At 65.7% G+C, this 16,601-nt stretch carries 14 protein-coding genes; 7 read left to right on the top strand and 7 right to left on the bottom strand.

The genetic code is table 11. From position 1 onward, the window contains the following. Positions 1-566: 566 nt before the first annotated feature. Entirely contained in the window at positions 567-1,184 is a 618-nt protein-coding gene (locus HQ306_RS17175; RefSeq protein ID WP_222632826.1) for a hypothetical protein, read from the top strand. Positions 1,185-1,194: 10 nt separating this feature from the next. Here HQ306_RS17175 and HQ306_RS17170 read toward each other — a convergent pair whose 3' ends face one another. Both HQ306_RS17170 and HQ306_RS17165 read right to left on the bottom strand, forming a co-directional pair. Next, positions 1,195-2,820, bottom strand: a complete 1,626-nt coding sequence (locus HQ306_RS17170; RefSeq protein WP_222632825.1) for a long-chain fatty acid--CoA ligase — start codon at positions 2,818-2,820, stop codon at positions 1,195-1,197. Between the two features lie 87 nt (positions 2,821-2,907). Continuing rightward, positions 2,908-3,714: an acyl-CoA thioesterase II gene (locus HQ306_RS17165; RefSeq protein WP_222632824.1), complete on the bottom strand. Its 807-nt coding sequence runs from the start codon at positions 3,712-3,714 to the stop codon at positions 2,908-2,910. 257 nt (positions 3,715-3,971) lie between these two features. Between HQ306_RS17165 and chvE the strand changes: the two genes are divergently transcribed. The 5 genes from chvE to HQ306_RS17140 all read left to right on the top strand — a co-directional run bounded on the left by chvE (position 3,972) and on the right by HQ306_RS17140 (position 10,866). Next, on the top strand, positions 3,972-5,108 hold the full coding sequence (chvE, locus tag HQ306_RS17160; protein ID WP_222632823.1) for a multiple monosaccharide ABC transporter substrate-binding protein: 1,137 nt from the start codon (positions 3,972-3,974) through the stop codon (positions 5,106-5,108). Between the two features lie 8 nt (positions 5,109-5,116). Further along, positions 5,117-6,655, top strand: a complete 1,539-nt coding sequence (gene mmsA, locus HQ306_RS17155) for a multiple monosaccharide ABC transporter ATP-binding protein (RefSeq protein ID WP_222632822.1) — start codon at positions 5,117-5,119, stop codon at positions 6,653-6,655. Beyond that, a complete protein-coding gene (mmsB, locus tag HQ306_RS17150; RefSeq protein WP_222632821.1) occupies positions 6,652-7,986 on the top strand; it encodes a multiple monosaccharide ABC transporter permease in 1,335 nt (444 codons plus the stop codon). The genes mmsA and mmsB overlap by 4 nt, the downstream gene beginning before the upstream one ends. Positions 7,987-8,072: 86 nt before the next feature. Further along, positions 8,073-9,059, top strand: coding sequence for a LacI family DNA-binding transcriptional regulator (locus HQ306_RS17145; protein WP_261770172.1), 987 nt, complete (start codon positions 8,073-8,075; stop codon positions 9,057-9,059). Between the two features lie 61 nt (positions 9,060-9,120). Next, the gene (locus tag HQ306_RS17140; RefSeq protein ID WP_222632819.1) at positions 9,121-10,866 is read left to right on the top strand and encodes a TerD family protein; all 1,746 of its coding nucleotides are present in this window, start codon (positions 9,121-9,123) and stop codon (positions 10,864-10,866) included. 122 nt (positions 10,867-10,988) lie between these two features. On the opposite strand, the gene HQ306_RS22290 is transcribed toward HQ306_RS17140, so the two are convergent. Further along, a complete protein-coding gene (locus tag HQ306_RS22290) occupies positions 10,989-11,468 on the bottom strand; it encodes an HNH endonuclease (protein WP_261770231.1) in 480 nt (159 codons plus the stop codon). Between the two features lie 573 nt (positions 11,469-12,041). Here HQ306_RS22290 and HQ306_RS17130 point away from each other — a divergent pair. After that, complete coding sequence (locus tag HQ306_RS17130) at positions 12,042-12,404, top strand: nucleoside triphosphate pyrophosphohydrolase (protein WP_308115453.1); 363 nt, start codon at positions 12,042-12,044, stop codon at positions 12,402-12,404. A gap of 7 nt (positions 12,405-12,411) precedes the next feature. Here HQ306_RS17130 and HQ306_RS17125 read toward each other — a convergent pair whose 3' ends face one another. The 4 genes from HQ306_RS17125 to HQ306_RS17110 all read right to left on the bottom strand — a co-directional run bounded on the left by HQ306_RS17125 (position 12,412) and on the right by HQ306_RS17110 (position 16,589). Then, positions 12,412-13,119, bottom strand: coding sequence for an HD domain-containing protein (locus tag HQ306_RS17125; protein WP_222632816.1), 708 nt, complete (start codon positions 13,117-13,119; stop codon positions 12,412-12,414). A 20-nt stretch (positions 13,120-13,139) separates the two neighbouring features. Further along, entirely contained in the window at positions 13,140-14,480 is a 1,341-nt protein-coding gene (locus tag HQ306_RS22285) for a hypothetical protein (RefSeq protein WP_261770171.1), read from the bottom strand. Between the two features lie 133 nt (positions 14,481-14,613). After that, the gene (locus HQ306_RS17115; protein WP_222632815.1) at positions 14,614-15,429 is read right to left on the bottom strand and encodes a CoA ester lyase; all 816 of its coding nucleotides are present in this window, start codon (positions 15,427-15,429) and stop codon (positions 14,614-14,616) included. Then, complete coding sequence (locus HQ306_RS17110) at positions 15,426-16,589, bottom strand: acyl-CoA dehydrogenase family protein (protein ID WP_222632814.1); 1,164 nt, start codon at positions 16,587-16,589, stop codon at positions 15,426-15,428. Before HQ306_RS17110 ends, HQ306_RS17115 begins: the two co-directional genes overlap by 4 nt. Between the last annotated feature and the right edge of the window lie 12 nt (positions 16,590-16,601).

Raw genomic sequence — 16,601 nt, 5'->3', positions numbered from 1 at the left:
CGTCATGAGCGACGTTGAGAATCCATGCCGGCCGATCGAAGCCCACCTCGTCGGAGAACCTACGGGCACGGCCCTCTCCCGCTGCGACCGGCGGTTCTGTGTCGATACCGAGGGCGCGCCACCATGTAGTCCTCGGGACGAATCGGCTGCTCGCGGGGACGATCAAGACATCGGAGGCCACCGATTCCAGAGTCCCTTTGACCACGAACACGTGTCCGTCGGACTCGCCGTCGCGTCGGTTCTCTGTCGGCGCTGCGTGTGAACCATCAGTCGGTGGTCGGTGCATACAGCGGATCGTAGTGTCGTTCTGTCGAGGGCCCGCTGAGTACCCACGGGTGATGTGGAGTGTCACAGCGGCTCTCCGCCGGCATGGCCCCGTGTCGCCGCCGTACGCTCGCCGGAGTGTGCCGGGTCAGCTGCATGAGTGGAGAGTGAGCGACGTGGACGACTTATCGACGGGCCTGTCGGCGACTGCCGAACTTCTGACCTCGACGGGCGACCTGGATGAGTCGAGCGCACCCACCCCTTGGCTGGTGAGGCAGGTCCTTTCATCGCAGCACGATGACGTGCAGTTGACACACTGGACGGCGTCGACGGTGATCGACGACAACGTCCAAGCGCCGGTATTCGACGAGGCGACCTTCGCCTGGCTCCACAGAGGGCTGACCGATGTCTACGACTTCCCCATCGGTCATGCGGGACTGATGCACACGTACGGCTATCTGCTGTCGACAGTGGTCACCCCGTACGGACTGAAACGTCAGAGGTGGCTCACGAGCGACCTGGCCGTCGCCTTCGGCAAGGAGCCCACTCACCTTCAGCCGACGCCATCCGAGACCCCCCTGATGGAGCGTGTCGCATCCACGGTCCTGCCGGCGCTCAGCGACCCGGTCGGAACCACACGAGTCGTCCTCGCCTTCGACGAGGTGGTCGACACCACCAACGCGATGCGCACCGTCTACGTCGCCGATCCTGGAAGCGGTTCCACCGCAGTCGTGTACGGACTGGTGACGAGCTCGAGGATCCAGATCGTCTCGACCTTCCCGGTCCAGCCCTTGACGCAGGAGTGGGCGCGGACTCGACTGAGTGAGCCGACCCGGTACCGCTTCAACTACGCCCCACCCACAGCTTCACCGGGAAGCGCCTTCGACGGGTCGACGGAAGTGCTCGTGTCCCGCGTCTGACGTTGTTGCGTCAGCCGACCTCGACGACCTCCAACGCACCGTCTGCATGCGACCCGCGCAGCCGCTTCTTGTCGAACTTGCCGACACTCGTCTTCGGCACCTCGTCGATGAAGGTCCAGCGTTCCGGCAACTGCCAGTGCGCAACTCGGCCGTCGAGGAAGTCGCGGAGCTCCTCCGCGGTCACGGTCTGACCCTCGCGCACGACGACGGCGACGAGTGGTCGCTCGTCCCACTTCTCATCGGGCACACCGATGACCGCGGCCTCGCGCACAGCGGAATGCTCCATGACGTGGTTCTCGAGCTCGACGGACGAGATCCATTCCCCACCGGACTTGATGATGTCCTTCGACCGGTCCGTCAGCGTCAGGTATCCGCCCTCGGAGATGGTGCCGACATCGCCGGTCCGCAGCCACCCGTCGTCGAACTTGTCGGACGCGTCGCTGCGGTAGTAGCTGCCCGTGATCCACGGCCCGCGCACCTCGAGTTCGCCGACGTGCGTGCCGTCCCACGGCAAGACGGTGCCCGAATCGTCGACCAGGCGAGCACGGACAGCGGACACGAAACGTCCCTGAGTGCAACGCAAGTCGAACTCGTCTTCCGGAGACAGTCCGACGTCGGGGCGCCCGGACGTGCCGAGCGGCGACGTCTCCGTCATGCCCCACGCCTGGGAGATGGGAACGCCGTACTTCTCGTGGAACGCCCGCATCAGACTCGGCGGGCAGGCGCTGCCGCCCACGGTGACGTCGCGCAGGCTCGACAGGTCCGCCGGGTGGTCCTCGAGGTGGGCGAGCAGTGCCTGCCAGATGGTGGGGACAGCGGCGGCCGCGGTGGGTCGCAGGGTCGTCATCATCTCCGCGAGCGGCGCCGGCTGCAGGAAGCGGTCCGGCATGATGAGCGACGCCCCCACCATCAGCGCGGCGTACGGCAGTCCCCAGGACATGGCGTGGAACATCGGCACGATGGCGAGCACGGTGTCCGACTGCGCGAGCGCCATGGCATCGGTCATGCAGACCTGCATCGAGTGCAGCCAAATCGATCGGTGCGAGTAGACGACGCCTTTCGGGTCACCGGTGGTGCCCGAGGTGTAACACATTGCTGCAGCGGATCGTTCGTCGAGCTCGGGCCAGTCGTACTCGTCGGGGTGGCCTGCGAGCACGTCCTCGTAGCCCAGCACCTCGATGTAGTCCGGTGCCTGCACCTGTGCGGGGTCGGCGCCCACGACGACGAGGTGCCGCACGGTCGTCATGGTCGGCAGGAGCGGCGTCAGCAGGGGGAGCAGGCTGGCGTCGGCGATGATGACGCTGTCCTCGGCGTGCGCGACGATGTAGGTGAGCTGCTCGGGGAACAGGCGAATGTTCAGCGTGTGCAGCACGGCACCCATGGCCGGCACGGCCATGTAGGCCTCCATGTGCTGCGAGTTGTTCCACATGAAGGTGGCGACGCGCTGGTCCCCGTCGATCCCGAGCGCTCGGAGACCGTGGGCGAGTTTGGCGGCGCGTCGACCGAGCTCGGCGAAGGTGATGTTCGACGGCCCCGCCTCGCTCCACGTGGTGATCGTCGCCGACGCGTGCATCGACGTGCCGTATCGAACGAGCTGGCCGATGGACAACGGGGTGTCCTGCATGGTGCTCTTCATGACTCTCCTGCCGGTCGATCCGCGAGGCGCACGACCTACGTGCCCTGTGTCACATTGTGCACACTGCGACTCGGCAGGGACCCGATATCAGTCCTTGTAGTAGACGACCTGGTGTCCGGTGGCGAGGAGAGTGCCGCTGGTGCTCCACAGCTCGGCGGTCTGGTCGAAGTAGCCCTGATGGAATCGTCGTGCGTGCGCGGTCCCGAGGACGTACCCGTCGGACTGAGCCGCCAGATCCTCCGCCGTCGCGAAGTAGTGCACGGTGAGCGAGATGGTTCCGGCGGCGACGTACTTCCCGCGCCGCTGGAAGACCCGCGGGTAGAAGATGTCGCTCATCGACGTCAGGGACGCGAAGTCCATCGGACGCGGGGGAGAGTCCCGGACCCACAGCGTCGCAACGGAATCGGCGGACTCCGTCTCGGTCAATGCACCGGCGGTGAACCGCATCTCGTAGTTGTTCGCCCAGGCGATGAACTCGGGGAAGTCGACCGTGTCGACGTCCGCGGGGTCGGGCATCGCGGGCGGCGACGACTCGAGGGCGTCCCAGGTGGTGCGACGCCTACCGAAGACCGCGGTCGCGGTGGTGGCGACCGTGCCGTCCTGGCTCAGCTCCAGGTACCAGTGCTGGTTGCTGCGATTCGTCCGCACGGCGCGAGTGGAGATCTCGAACTCGCCCTCGGCGATGGGGCCCGCGAAGTTCACGGTCAGCGTCACCGGGTCGCCCAGTCGATCGGGATGAAGCTCGACGGCCCGGACCAGCGTCGCGGCGGTGAGCCCGCCGAAGGGGCCGACCATGTTGTTGTACGGCGCGGAGGTCCGGCCGCGGTAGCGACCGTCGCCCAGAGGCTCGAGGGTGAGACCGTCGTCGAAGGCGTGCGATCCGGGGTGAGTCATGAGTCGTCCTGATTCGGTAGTTGTATGCACCGAAGCATAACGGTGGTCTGAGCGGGGTCGTGACACCGCGGGTCAACTGCGGATTCTGTTAGCGCTAACACGTCGCAAAGTCCAGTTCGGAGGACCCGTTGACATCGTCGATGTTATCGCTCACACTCGCTGGGCGGTGTGATTCACACCACTCGACAGCAGCATGATCCGCAGCACGGCGAATCGAATGCCGTCCCTGCCGACCAGCCACCACCCGAGGAGACACGATGAAGTTCCGACACCTACCGGTGGCTGCGGCCGCGGTGGCGATAGCGATCACGGTGACCGCGTGCGGGTCCAGCACGAAGACTGCCGACGTCGCCCCCTCGGCGGGAGGCGACACGGCCGGCGCTCTGATCGGCGTCACGATGCCGACGAAGTCGTCCGCCCGGTGGATCGCCGACGGCGACAACCTCAAGAGCGCGCTGGAGTCGAAGGGCTACAAGGTCGATCTGCAGTACGCGGAGAACGACATCCCCACCCAGGTCAACCAGATCGAGAACCAGATCACCCAGGGCGCGAAGCTGCTGATCGTGGCGTCCGTCGACGGCACCGCCATCACCACGCAGCTGCAGGAAGCCAAGGACAACGGCATCGGCGTCATCGCGTACGACCGCCTGATCCGCAACTCGCCGAACGTCGACTACTACGCCACCTTCGACAACTACAAGGTCGGCGTCGACCAGGCCACGTCGCTGCTGGTCGGCCTGGGCCTGAAGAACGAGGACGGCACCGACAAGGCCGACGCCCCCGCCGGACCGTTCAACATCGAGGTCTTCGCCGGTTCACCCGACGACAACAACGCCACCTTCTTCTTCGACGGTGCCATGGAGACCCTGAAGCCGTATCTGGACAAGGGAACCCTGAAGATCGGCAGCGGCGAGTCCGACTTCGAGACGGCCGCGACCCTTCGCTGGGACCCGGCCACCGCGCAGAAGCGTATGGAGGACCTGCTGACCAAGACGTACTCGTCGGGCCAGAAGGTGCAGGGCGTGCTGTCCCCGTACGACGGCCTGTCGATCGGAATCCTGTCCGCGCTGAAGAGCAACGGCTACGGAACCGCCGGACAGCCGTACCCGATCGTCACCGGCCAGGACGCCGAGGTGCCGTCGGTGAAGTCCATCATCGCCGGTGAGCAGTACTCCACCATCTACAAGGACACGCGCGAGTTGGCTGCGGTCACGATCCAGATGGCGCAGGCGGTGCTCGACGGCCAGACGCCCGAGACCAACAACACGACCGACTACGACAACGGCGAAAAGGTTGTTCCCGCATACCTGCTGCAACCCGAGATCGTCTACAAGGACAACTACGAGAAGCTTCTCGTCGAGGGCGGCTACTACACCGAGGATCAATTGAAGTGAGTTCGGCGATGACGAGCCAGATCTTGGAAATGCGCGGGATCACCAAGACGTTCCCGGGCGTGAAAGCACTGCAGGATGTCACCTTGACGGTGGAGCGCGGCGAGATACACGCGATCTGCGGCGAGAACGGCGCGGGAAAGTCCACGCTCATGAAGGTTCTGTCGGGTGTGTATCCCCATGACACGTTCGACGGCGACATCGTGTTCGACGGTCAGGCCTGCGAGTTCTCCGACATCCGGAGCAGCGAAGCCAAGGGCATCGTCATCATCCACCAGGAACTCGCGCTCAGTCCGTATCTGTCGATCGCCGAGAACATCTTCCTCGGCAACGAGCGGTCCAAGCGTGGGTTCATCGACTGGAACCGCACCAACTCCGAGGCCGCAGCCCTACTGAACCGTGTAGGGCTGCGGGAGAACCCGGTCACCGTCGTCAACGACCTCGGTGTCGGAAAGCAGCAACTCGTGGAGATCGCGAAGGCACTGTCCAAGGACGTGACGCTGCTGATTCTCGACGAACCGACCGCAGCACTGAACGATTCGGATTCCACCCACCTCCTCGAATTGCTGCGCGGTCTGCGGGACGAGGGCATCACGTGCGTGATCATCTCGCACAAGCTCAACGAGATCGCAGCCATCGCCGACCGGACCACGATCATCCGGGACGGTCGGACCATCGAGACGCTGGACATGCGCAACCCGGATGTCACCGAGGATCGCATCATCTCGCTCATGGTCGGCCGCGATCTCGAGCACCGCTTCCCGCCGCACGAATCCACGGTGGGAGAGGAGGTGCTGCGGATCGAGGACTGGACCGTGCACAGCCCCACCCAGCACGGTCGGACCGTCGTGGACAAGGCGAATCTGACGCTCCGTCGCGGGGAGATCGTCGGTCTCGCCGGGCTGATGGGTGCCGGCCGCACGGAACTGGCCATGAGCGTCTTCGGGCGCAGCTACGGCACGGACATTTCCGGACGGTTGTACAAGTACGGCACAGAGATTCACGTCAAGTCCGTCAACGACGCGATCGAGCACGGTCTCGCGTACGCGACCGAGGATCGCAAGCGCTACGGCCTCAACCTGATCGACGACATCAAGCGCAACATCTCCACCGCGGCCCTGGACAAGCTGGTCGCTCACGGATTCGTCGACGACAACCACGAGTACGAGGTTGCCGAGGGCTTCCGCAAGAGCATGAACATCAAGGCTCCCAACGTGGAGGCCGTCGTCGGCAAGCTGTCCGGCGGCAACCAGCAGAAGGTCGTGTTGAGCAAGTGGATCTTCAGTGATCCGGACGTGCTCATTCTCGACGAGCCGACGCGAGGAATCGACGTCGGCGCCAAGTTCGAAATCTATTCGATCATCAACAGCCTCGCCGATGCAGGCAAGGCCGTTCTCGTGATCTCGTCCGAGCTGCCCGAACTGTTGGGGCTGTGCGATCGGATCTACGCGCTGTCCGCAGGCCGCATCACCGGTGAGGTGACTCGGGAGGACGCGACGCAGGAATCTCTCATGCATCTCATGACCCGTGGAACAGGAGTACTTCGATGAATCAGCTGTCGACCGTCCGGGCGCTGCTCACGCGAAACCTCCGCCAGAGCGGAATTTTCATCGCCTTCGCGTTGATCATCCTGCTCTTCACCGCGCTCACCGGTGGACAACTTCTGGTGCCGCAGAACATCAGCAACATGGTGGTGCAGAACTCCTACATCCTGATCCTGGCCATCGGCATGGTCGTGATCATCATCGCCGGCCACATCGACCTGTCGGTGGGATCGGTGGTCGCGGCCACCGGCGCCATCGCGGGTGTCCTCATGGTTCAACAGAACGTGCCATGGCCGCTGGCAGTGCTGATCACGCTGGTCGTGGGCGGACTGATCGGAGCGTGGCAGGGTTACTGGGTCGCATACTTCGGCATCCCCGCGTTCATCGTCACGCTGGCCGGCATGCTCGTCTTCCGCGCCGTCACCCTCATCGTGCTGGGCAACCAGGGCATCGGGCCGTTCCCCGGACCGGTGCGGACACTGTCCAACGGCTTCCTCCCCGGATTCCTCGGCAACGTCGGCCTCGGACCCCTGGGCGGAGCCGACATCTTCACGCTGCTGGTCGCCATCGCTGCCATCGTCGGAATCGTGTTCAGCCAGTGGCGGACCCGCATGGGCCGGCAGAAGTACGGCCAGGTCGTCGATGCGTTGCCGCTGTTCATCGCCAAGCTCACCTTCGCCGGACTTCTCGTGCTCGCCATTGCTGTTCAGCTGGCGCGCTTCAAGAACCTGCCGTATGTCTTGATCCTCCTCGCGGTGCTCGTCATGGGGTACTCCACGCTGGCCGGTCGAACGGTGTTCGGTCGCCACGTCTACGCCATCGGCGGCAACATCCACGCCGCATCGCTGTCGGGCATCAAGGTCAAGCCGGTCACGTTCTGGCTCTTCGTCAACATGGGTGTGCTGTCGGCCCTGGCGGGAATCATCTTCGCCGGCCGACTGAACCAGGCCGGCCCCACTGCGGGTAACGGATTCGAGCTCGACGCCATCGCGGCCGCGTTCATCGGTGGCGCAGCCGTGCAGGGCGGCGTCGGGCGTATCGTCGGTGCACTCACCGGCGGACTGATCATCGCCGTCATCAACAGCGGGATGTCCCTCATCGGATCACCCAGCGAGCGAGTCCAGTTGGTGAAGGGTCTCGTCCTCCTCGCGGCCGTCGCCTTCGACATCTGGACGAAGCGCCGAGCCGCCAGCGGACGCGGAGGTGGACCCGACAAGGCCGAGAAACCGGCACCGTCCACTTACATGGGTCTCCCGGTTCCGGCCGAGATGTTGGGCGGTTCCACCGACACGAAAGCTGCCCCCGCAGCCACCGCGTCGCCGCCCGTGTCGAGGTAGATCGGCGCGGCGGGGCCGAACCTGCGATCCTGGACGACGGACGAGTGAACTGGGGGGGAACTGTGACGCCGATTCGAGGGCCGGCCATGACGGACGTGGCCAAACTTGCCGGGGTGTCCCACCAGACCGTCTCGCGGGTGATCAACGGTCATCCCCACGTCACCGACGCGACCAGGGCGCGGGTCACGCAGGCCATCACCCAGCTGGGCTATCGGCCCAACACCGCGGCTCGGGCTCTGGTCACCGGAAGCAACCGCACCATCGGCATCGTCGCGACGGGAGTTGCTCTGCACGGACCGGTCTCGACGCTGTACAGCGTCGAGCGGGCCGCCCGGCAAGCCGGCTACTCGGTGCTGGTGGGGGTTCCGACCTCGCTGGAGGAGGACGCCATCAACGCGTGCGTTCGGAGTCTGCACAAGCAGGGTGTCGACGGGGTGGTCGTGGTGGCGCCGCTGCGCACCGACAACGGCGACATCGCGGGGCTGGCCGGCGAACTGCCGCTCGTCGCGGTCGAGGGATCGCCCGCCGGAGATCTCGCGGTGGTGTCCGTCGACCAGGTCCTCGGAGCGAGGGACGCCACGTCGCATCTCCTGGAACTCGGGCACCGAGAGGTGTGGCACGTGGCCGGGCCTCTGGGGTGGTACGAGGCCGCGGACCGGGTGAGCGGGTGGCGGTCGGTGCACGAGGAGCGGGGGATCGATCCGCCGCCGGTGATGAACGGGGACTGGACCGCCCGGTCGGGCTACGCGGCCGGCACCGTCCTCGCGCAGATCAAAGGTGTCACCGCCGTGTTCGCAGGAAACGACTCCATGGCGCTCGGAGTGCTGCGCGCGCTCGACGCCCACGGGCGGCGGGTTCCCGAGGACATCAGCCTGGTCGGTTTCGACGATGTCCCCGACGCCGAGTTCTACTCACCGCCGCTCACCACGATCCGCCAGGAGTTCAGCGAGGTGGGCGTCCGGAGCGTCGAGATCCTGCTCGAGCAGATCGAGTCCGGGAAGTCGAGCACCCGACGCTTCAGCATCGCCCCCAGCCTGGTCACCCGAGCGAGCACGGCTGCGCCGGCCGACTGAGATGTCGTAGTCGTCGTGCATAGTGACCGGGCAGTCTGTTTCCTCGCGAAGGTGGATGTCCATGCGCAGTGCAACCTCGGTGCCCGACGACCGCTGGGTCGTGGTCGACGTCGAGACGTCAGGGCTGAAGGCGAACCGTGACCGGGTGCTGAGTGTTGCTGCCCTGACGCTGGACGATCACGGACGCGTCGCGAGTGAGATGTCGACTCTCGTCAATCCCGGGTGCGATCCCGGCCCGGTCCACATTCACAAGCTGACACCCGAGCGGTTGGCCGGCGCTCCGCGCTTCGAGGACATCGCGCCGCAGCTCATGTCGATGCTCGACGGACGCACGATGGTGGCGCACAACGCGAGCTTCGATCACGGATTTCTGAAGCTCGAATCCATGCGCGCCGGTCTGGACATGCCGACGCGTCAGCGGTTGTGCACGTTGGCTCTGTCCCGACGACTCCAGCCCGACCTCTCGAATCACAAGCTGTCCACCCTCGCCGCGCACTGGAAGGTGATGCAGTCGCGGGCGCACGACGCCTACGACGATGCCCACGTCCTGGCGCAGATCTTCACCCACAGCTCTCGGCTGGCACGCTCACTCGATCTGCCACTTCCGGTCGTCACCTGCAGTGACCGCCTGACGCTCTACCCGGACTCCATCCCTCGAACACAGTGCCACTGGGAGAACCCCGGACGGCTCGACGTCGCACACGGGCTGGTTCAAGGAATGCGCGTCGTCATCAGCGGCGACACGCGCATCCCACGACTCCGTCTGGCCGAGCAGTTGACCGAGGCCGGCCTCGACGTCATGAACTCCGTCAGCAGGTACACCAGTGTCGTCGTCTGTACCGATCCCGCGTCGGAGAGTGTGAAGGTGGCTCGGGCTCGCTCACAGGGCATTCCGGTGATCACGGAGCACGTGCTGCACGATCTGGTGCGCGTCGTTCGCCCCGGCACCCGGAAGGGCCCACGGAAGCCCGTCGTGGCGACGATGCCTCTGCCCGCGCCGTCCGCCGCACCGTGGGCGACTCGCCGTGTCCTGGTGATGGGAGGCTCCCACGCGGAGTCGGTGCTCATGCGGTCGCGACTGATCCAGCTGGGAGCCACCCCCGCTGTCAATCTGAGTGCGGGCGTGACCGACGTACTCCTGCTCTCCCATGGCGACGGTGACCCGCGCATGCCACGCGTACGGGAACGACAGCTGACGACACTGTCCTCGATCGACGTGGACAGGGCTTTGAACCTCGACGAGGTGACGCCGCGCGCCGAGGTCATCACCCGGCCGTCGATGGCCCCGCTGGTTCCGCGCGGAGGCGTCGTCGATCTGCCGGAGAACACCACCGTGGTGACGGTGGACGCATCGTGGCGCGCCGCCGACACAGATCCCATCGCCGTCGACGTGGTCGCATTCCTGACGACAGCGGATGAGGTGGTGTCCAGCGACGAGGACTTCGTGTTCTACAACGCCCCGTCCACGTCCGACGGGGCCGTGGTGCTGTCCCTCGACGGGGACAGTGAGCAGGGCGTCCGCATCGACCTGAGTGTCGTGCCGGACGACATCGAGCGCATCGTGATCGCCGCAGCGATCGAGAAAGAGCACACCTTCGGTGATGTCGGTGCCGTGTCGATCTCGCTCTCCACGCCTGAATCGCGCATCGCCACTGCAGTGTTGGACGCCGCGACCACCGAGCGGAGCCTCATTCTGACCGAGATCTACCGACGGGGCACCGCATGGAGGTGTCGAGCAGTGGGGCAGGGGTACGACGACGGCCTCGCGGATCTGGTGACTCGGTACGGGGTCGTCGTCGACGACTGATTCGCGCCCGCACCAGTCGTCCGCGCGCGGCGCAACCCTCGCGGCTGACCGGACGTCGAGCGGATAGGAGGCGGACTTGCTGTCCGTCGGAGTCTGGCGGGAAGTGGCGGCGCTTCGATGACTCAGCTGCGCAGAATCACCTTCGCGTGCAGCCACGTGACATCCCGCGTGAGGGGTACGACGTCGCCCGGCGCGCGCCACAGCGGGGACGCGTCGGGCTGAGTGGCATAGAGACCGCGCGCAGCAGTGACAACTCGGTGGTACTGGACGGGCCACGTGATGGCCGCGGCCAGACTCGTCAATCGGTCGGGATCGCGATCGAGCGCGCGGGAGACATGGGTGCGCTCAGGGAGCAGGTCGGATTTGCTCGTGTTGCACTTGGAGCATGCGAGCACCAGGTTGGCCAGTCCATCCAGCCCGACTCGGGACCACGGCAGTACGTGGTCGACGTGGGCTGCCGGCCCCACCCGTGATCCGCAGTAGAAACAACGGTCCCCGTACTCGTCGATCAGGACCTGGCGCGGTCTCTGCAGAGCGATACGGTCCTGGCCGAAGAGGTGCCCCTCAAGGTCGGGGACGCCCTCGGACAACGCAGGGTTCATTCGACGCACGTCGTCGACCCAGGCAAGCAATAGACCTGGTTTGAGTAGGCCGGACAAACGCGCGAGGCCGAAAGCGACTCCCGGATAGAGGGTGATGCGATTGCCGACTTCTGCGATCCGTTTTCTGCCCACTGCGTCGTGCATCCAGGAATCGTCGTAGAGAAACGTCGACTGGGTCGAGGCTCCCGGGACTTTCTGCAGGCGATGAAGTGGCTGTTGGATCATGGTCAGCCGAACTGTGTCGACCGTCTTCTCCCACAGTTCGGGTGCCGCAGTGGCCGCGGTCTCGAGCGGAACGTGACGGCCGAATGACAGTGTCTCCGCCGCCAACTGCCGCACCGCATCCGGGATTCGCGCGATCCGGTTGGAGGACTGCCGCAGGTACACCCCCTCGAAGTCGCGCACCTGGCGCCAGTACAGGGCGATGACGCGTTCAGCGAGGTCCGTCAGGTCGACGTCGACACTAGCGTCCTGTTCCGCGGGAACGTGTTCGACGCAGTACTTGAGTAGAGCGACCAGGACTGCGAGCTTGTAGGTCGCCACACGTGCCCCGCTGTCCAGCACACTGACCAGATGCTGGCCGAGTGTCAGGGCGTCGGTTGGCGTGCGTGGGTGCATGGCATCAAACTTAGCGATATGGGCAAACTCGTTCGCGACCTGATTCCCGACATCATCGAGCAGTCGGGTCGCGTCCCGCGGACACGGCAGCTCGACCCGCACGAGTTCGAGCTGGCTCTCGCGGAGAAGCTGGTGGAGGAGGCCGACGAGTTCCGGCGTGCCGGTCGCAACGAGCGACCGGAGGAGCTCGCGGACGTGTTCGAGGTCGTCAGTTGTCTGGCGTCGTCCTTGGGGCTCACGATGGCGGATGTGGCTGCTCTTGCGGCTGACAAACGCGAACGCCGGGGTGGTTTCGTCGATCGCATCTGGTTGGAATGACGCGGTATCAGCCCTCCGTCTGCTCCCCGATCGACGCCAGGTGATCGCGCAGATCTGCCATCCCATCGGCTGTGAGTCCGAGTGCCTCGCCGTGCTCGGTGGCGGCCGCCTCGAAGACGGTCACGAGGGGTGCGTACTTGCGAAGCAGCTTCGTCCGCTTCGCTTCGTCGACCAGGTACTTCAGGCTGCCGGCGTTGTCGACGAAGTCGGACACCTTCACCAGAAACACCTTCGGATCGCGGATCACCGCCGTCACGTGTTCGACGTACTGCGCGGCACGGTCCTCGCCGGTGCGCGGCGGGGTGGTGACAGCCACGACGAGGCGTGCGACCTCCGCACCGAAGTGTGCCTCGAGTGCGCCGAGAGCCTGGCTCCCGCCAAGTAGATCGACGATGCGGTCGGACTGATCCTCGACGGTGTCGTGCAGGGCCGTGGCCACGAGTGCGTCGAGATCAGCACATCCGTACCTCATGAGACGCAGCACGTTTCGAGATGGGTGCGTGATGTACGGATCGTTGATCTGATCGCCGCGAGTGGTGCGGCGCTGCATCAGATGGGCGTAGGACGCCACGGCGAGAGCATCCTCGAGCGGTGAGGTCTTGAGTCCTCGACCGCGCGCCTCGTACCGGATGGCGTGGGCGAGCAGTGACGGGTCCATCTCCTTCAACGGCACGTCATTCAGTGCGCGAGTGAGGGCGTCGGACGTCGATGTCATGGGGTCCTCTCGTGGGACTGTCAGGAGGTGCGGGGGAGTTCGTCGACGAACTCGTAGGAGCAGCCCAGCGCACTGCGCTCGTCGGTCACGCCGTTCTGCCGGAACCACGCGACGCACGCGTTGGCGATGAGCTGGGTGTCGCGGCTGAACAGATAACCGTCCGTGCAGTCGTCGAAGTGGTCGTCGTGATGCCAGTGGTCCAGCTCCAACCCCTCGACACCATGGTCGACCAGTCGGAGTCGCTGAAGAACGGCTCGCGATCGGCGCACCATGTACACGCCGTCGTCGAGGACGTGGATCTGCGCGTTGAACACGTCCCCCTCGTCGTCGGGGTCGTAGTCGCTGGGACCGAGTTCGATGATCAGGCCGGCGGGCTTGTCGAACATCGATTCCATCAACCATGCTGCGGTGCCCTCGGAGTCGTCGACGGGCAGAACTCGGCCGTATCCGTCGGTGATGTTGTCGAGGAGTCCACCGCGGGGCAGGGGAGCGATCCATGCGTCGATGGCGTCGCCGTTCCTCCGAAGGTTCGCAACGCCGTCGTCGGTCAACCAGGCGGGGCCGTGGAAGAACTGCTCGACGCCCGACATGCCGTCGGAGTTGGTGTACTTCGCGTACCAGTTGTCCAGGTCGACATCCTTGTCGGTGACGACGACGCATCTGGTGCCGTCGATGCGGAGTGCGTACTGCCACTGCGGGATTGCCGTCGGCCGATTGTCGACGCGCGGACGAGAGTGCTCTCGTTTCCATACCGCGGTCTCGACCGTCCTGATGCGTGTGATGGACCACGCGTTGCTGATGACATGGAGGGATTTGGCGGTGAGTTGGCAGGCCCAGGAGACGTCCCAGTCGCGCCTCGACACGATGATGTGCCGACGCCCGTTGTCGGCGACGACGACGTCCGCGCGTTCCCTGGACCGGAAGTAGTCGGACAGCTCCACGTCATCGACGAGCTCGTCGTACGGCTCGATTTCGATGATGACGGTGTACCGCGTGCCCTCACTCGCCGGCAGTCGGCGAGTGCGGGGGAGGCGACTGTCGGCCATGTGAGGGCTGGTGGACCAGAGGTCCGACCGGCTCGTCTCGACACCGAGGACGCTCCACTCCTCTGCGAGCCTGTCGACAGCATGGAGAGCAGCCTGTCCGGAGACCCACCATCCGCTGCCGGGTACGTCGAGGACGACGCGTGCATGACCGAGTAGGGATCGGTCGATCCTGGCCGCGTCGTCACCGACCTGGTGCAGCAGCTGGAGGTACTCGTCCGGTTCGATCTGGTCGAAGGGCCGGTCGATCTCGACGGCGACGGTGAATCCGGGGTTGCCGGCGGGGATACCGCCCAAGCCGCGACTGTCGTGGTCCATGGGGTTCTCGATTCTGTGCGAACAGCTAGCTCGACGTCGGAGAACCGAGCGTCGGTGGCAGGAATCATCCGTCTGCCTACTCACTGTTTACAGCAGGGCACCGACATGTTTCGGGCCCGAACCCACTTGCCCTCTACGCGCGCTCCATCACCCGTCGTGCCCGCTTCGCGACTGCCTCGTCGATGAGGTGACCGTCCTGGTCGACCCCGGCCCCACCGGACTCGAGGGCGGAGAGCACGGCGCGTGCTCGGGTGACGTCCTCGGGCGTGGGCTCGAACACCGCGCGCGCCGCCGGGACCTGGGCCGGGTGGATGCACGCGCGGCCCACGAAGCCGAGACGCGACAGCGACTGCGTGTCCGCGGTGAACGCGTCGAGGTCGCGGAAGTTGCGGGACACGGCCCCCAGCGGGGGGAGGATGCCTGTGGCGGCGCTGGCCGCGACCACCTGTGACCGCGCAAACAGCAGCGCGCTGGGGTCCGATTCGCCGTCGATACCGAGGTCGACGGCGAGATCGGCCTCACCGATCTGCAGGAAGCGCACACGGGGTCCTCGCGCGATGGCGAGCGCGTCGAACAGCGCCGCACCCGTCTCGAGCAACGGCGACACCGCGGCGTGTGGACACACGTCGGCGAGCAGCCGATCGGCGATCGCGATCTCCTCGGGTGACCCCACCTTGGGGAGCCACACCCCGGTCAGCCGGGGATGCGCCACCGCGCGAATGTCGGTCTTCTGCAGCGGGCCCGGGTTGACGCGCACCCACACCTCGACGTCACCGGGCTCGCACGCAGCGACCCAGGCGGCGACCTCCGCGCGTGCGGAGTCCTTGTCCCGCAGAGCGACTGCATCCTCGAGATCGAGCACGACGGCGTCCGCACCCGAGGCGAGCGCCTTGTCGAAGCGGGCCGGCATGTCGCCGGGGACGTAGAGGTAGGTGAGCGCCCCACTCACCCGATCACGCTCGATCCCGCGACCAACGACTTCGCGATGACGGTGCGCATGATGTCGTTGGTTCCCTCGCCGATGGCCATGAGCGGCGCGTCGCGGTAGAGACGCTCGACGACGAACTCGGTCGAGTAGCCGTAGCCGCCGTGAATGCGCATGGCCTCGAGGCTGGCGGTGATGGCGGCCTCCGACGCGAAGTACTTGGCCATGCCCGCCTCCATGTCGACGCGCTTGCCCGAATCCGCCTGCGATGCAGCCCAGTAGGTCATGAGTCGGGCCGCCTGCAGCTGCGTGGCGATGTCGGCGATCTTCAACTGGATCGCCTGGAACTCGGCGATGGGCTGCCCGAAGGCGGTGCGCTCCTTCGCGTACTGCAGCGCGGCGTCGTAGGCCGCCTGCGCGATTCCCACACTGCGACCCGCGATGTTGAGTCGACCGATCTCGAGTCCAGACAACGCCTGCTGCAGTCCACGGCCCTCGACGCCGCCGAGGAGTGCGTCGACCGGCACCCGAACGTTGTCGAAGCTGATCTCACACGACTCGGTGCCCTTGTAACCGAGCTTGCCCATGTCACGCTGGACCTCGAAACCCTCACTGGTGGTGTCGATGAGCAGCAGGCTCATGCCCTTGTGGGGAGGGGTGGCGGAGGTGTCGGTCTTCACCAGCACGGGCAGGACGTTCGCATACCGCGCGTTGGTGATCCACGTCTTCGCGCCGTTCACGACGTAGTGGTCGCCGTCGCGCTTGGCGGTGGTCTTGATGCCCTGCAGGTCCGTGCCCGCACCTGGCTCGGTGAGGCCGACGCCGGTGCGCCACTCACCCGTGGCCAGCTTCGGGAGGAGAGACTGCTTCTGCTCGTCCGTGCCGTGCTTGGCGATCATCCAGCACGAGAGGTTGTGGCTGCCGACGATGCCGGCAATGCCCATCCATCCACGCGCCAACTCCTCGTAGACGAGAGTGAAGGAGACCTTGTCGAGTTCGAGGCCGCCGTACTCCTCCGGCGTCGTGATCCCGAACAGGCCCATTGCCTTCATGTGGTCGACGATCTCCGTGGGGTAGCGGCCGGTCTTCTCCCATTCGTTCGCGACCGGGACGATCTCCTTGTCCACGAAGGTGCGCAATGCCTTACGGAACGCCGTCTGCTGTTCGTCGTACGTGAAATCCATGGTGGTGTCCTT

Origin of the sequence: Rhodococcus sp. BP-160, assembly GCF_019836205.1 — a bacterium.
Lineage (GTDB): Bacteria > Actinomycetota > Actinomycetes > Mycobacteriales > Mycobacteriaceae > Rhodococcoides.
The sequence above is the reverse complement of the archived record's forward strand: the minus strand, read 5'-3'. Positions and strand labels throughout refer to the sequence as shown.

Coding starts and splice junctions, on each gene's coding strand:
- chvE (WP_222632823.1), top strand. CDS start 3,972: ATGAAGTTCCGACACCTACCGGTGGCTGCGGCCGCGGTGGCGATAGCG.
- HQ306_RS22290 (WP_261770231.1), bottom strand. CDS start 11,468: ATGAACCCTGCGTTGTCCGAGGGCGTCCCCGACCTTGAGGGGCACCTC.
- HQ306_RS17130 (WP_308115453.1), top strand. CDS start 12,042: ATGCTGGCCGAGTGTCAGGGCGTCGGTTGGCGTGCGTGGGTGCATGGC.
- HQ306_RS17145 (WP_261770172.1), top strand. CDS start 8,073: ATGACGGACGTGGCCAAACTTGCCGGGGTGTCCCACCAGACCGTCTCG.
- HQ306_RS22285 (WP_261770171.1), bottom strand. CDS start 14,480: ATGGACCACGACAGTCGCGGCTTGGGCGGTATCCCCGCCGGCAACCCC.
- HQ306_RS17170 (WP_222632825.1), bottom strand. CDS start 2,820: ATGAAGAGCACCATGCAGGACACCCCGTTGTCCATCGGCCAGCTCGTT.
- HQ306_RS17165 (WP_222632824.1), bottom strand. CDS start 3,714: ATGACTCACCCCGGATCGCACGCCTTCGACGACGGTCTCACCCTCGAG.
- HQ306_RS17140 (WP_222632819.1), top strand. CDS start 9,121: ATGCGCAGTGCAACCTCGGTGCCCGACGACCGCTGGGTCGTGGTCGAC.
- HQ306_RS17125 (WP_222632816.1), bottom strand. CDS start 13,119: ATGACATCGACGTCCGACGCCCTCACTCGCGCACTGAATGACGTGCCG.
- mmsA (WP_222632822.1), top strand. CDS start 5,117: ATGACGAGCCAGATCTTGGAAATGCGCGGGATCACCAAGACGTTCCCG.
- HQ306_RS17110 (WP_222632814.1), bottom strand. CDS start 16,589: ATGGATTTCACGTACGACGAACAGCAGACGGCGTTCCGTAAGGCATTG.
- mmsB (WP_222632821.1), top strand. CDS start 6,652: ATGAATCAGCTGTCGACCGTCCGGGCGCTGCTCACGCGAAACCTCCGC.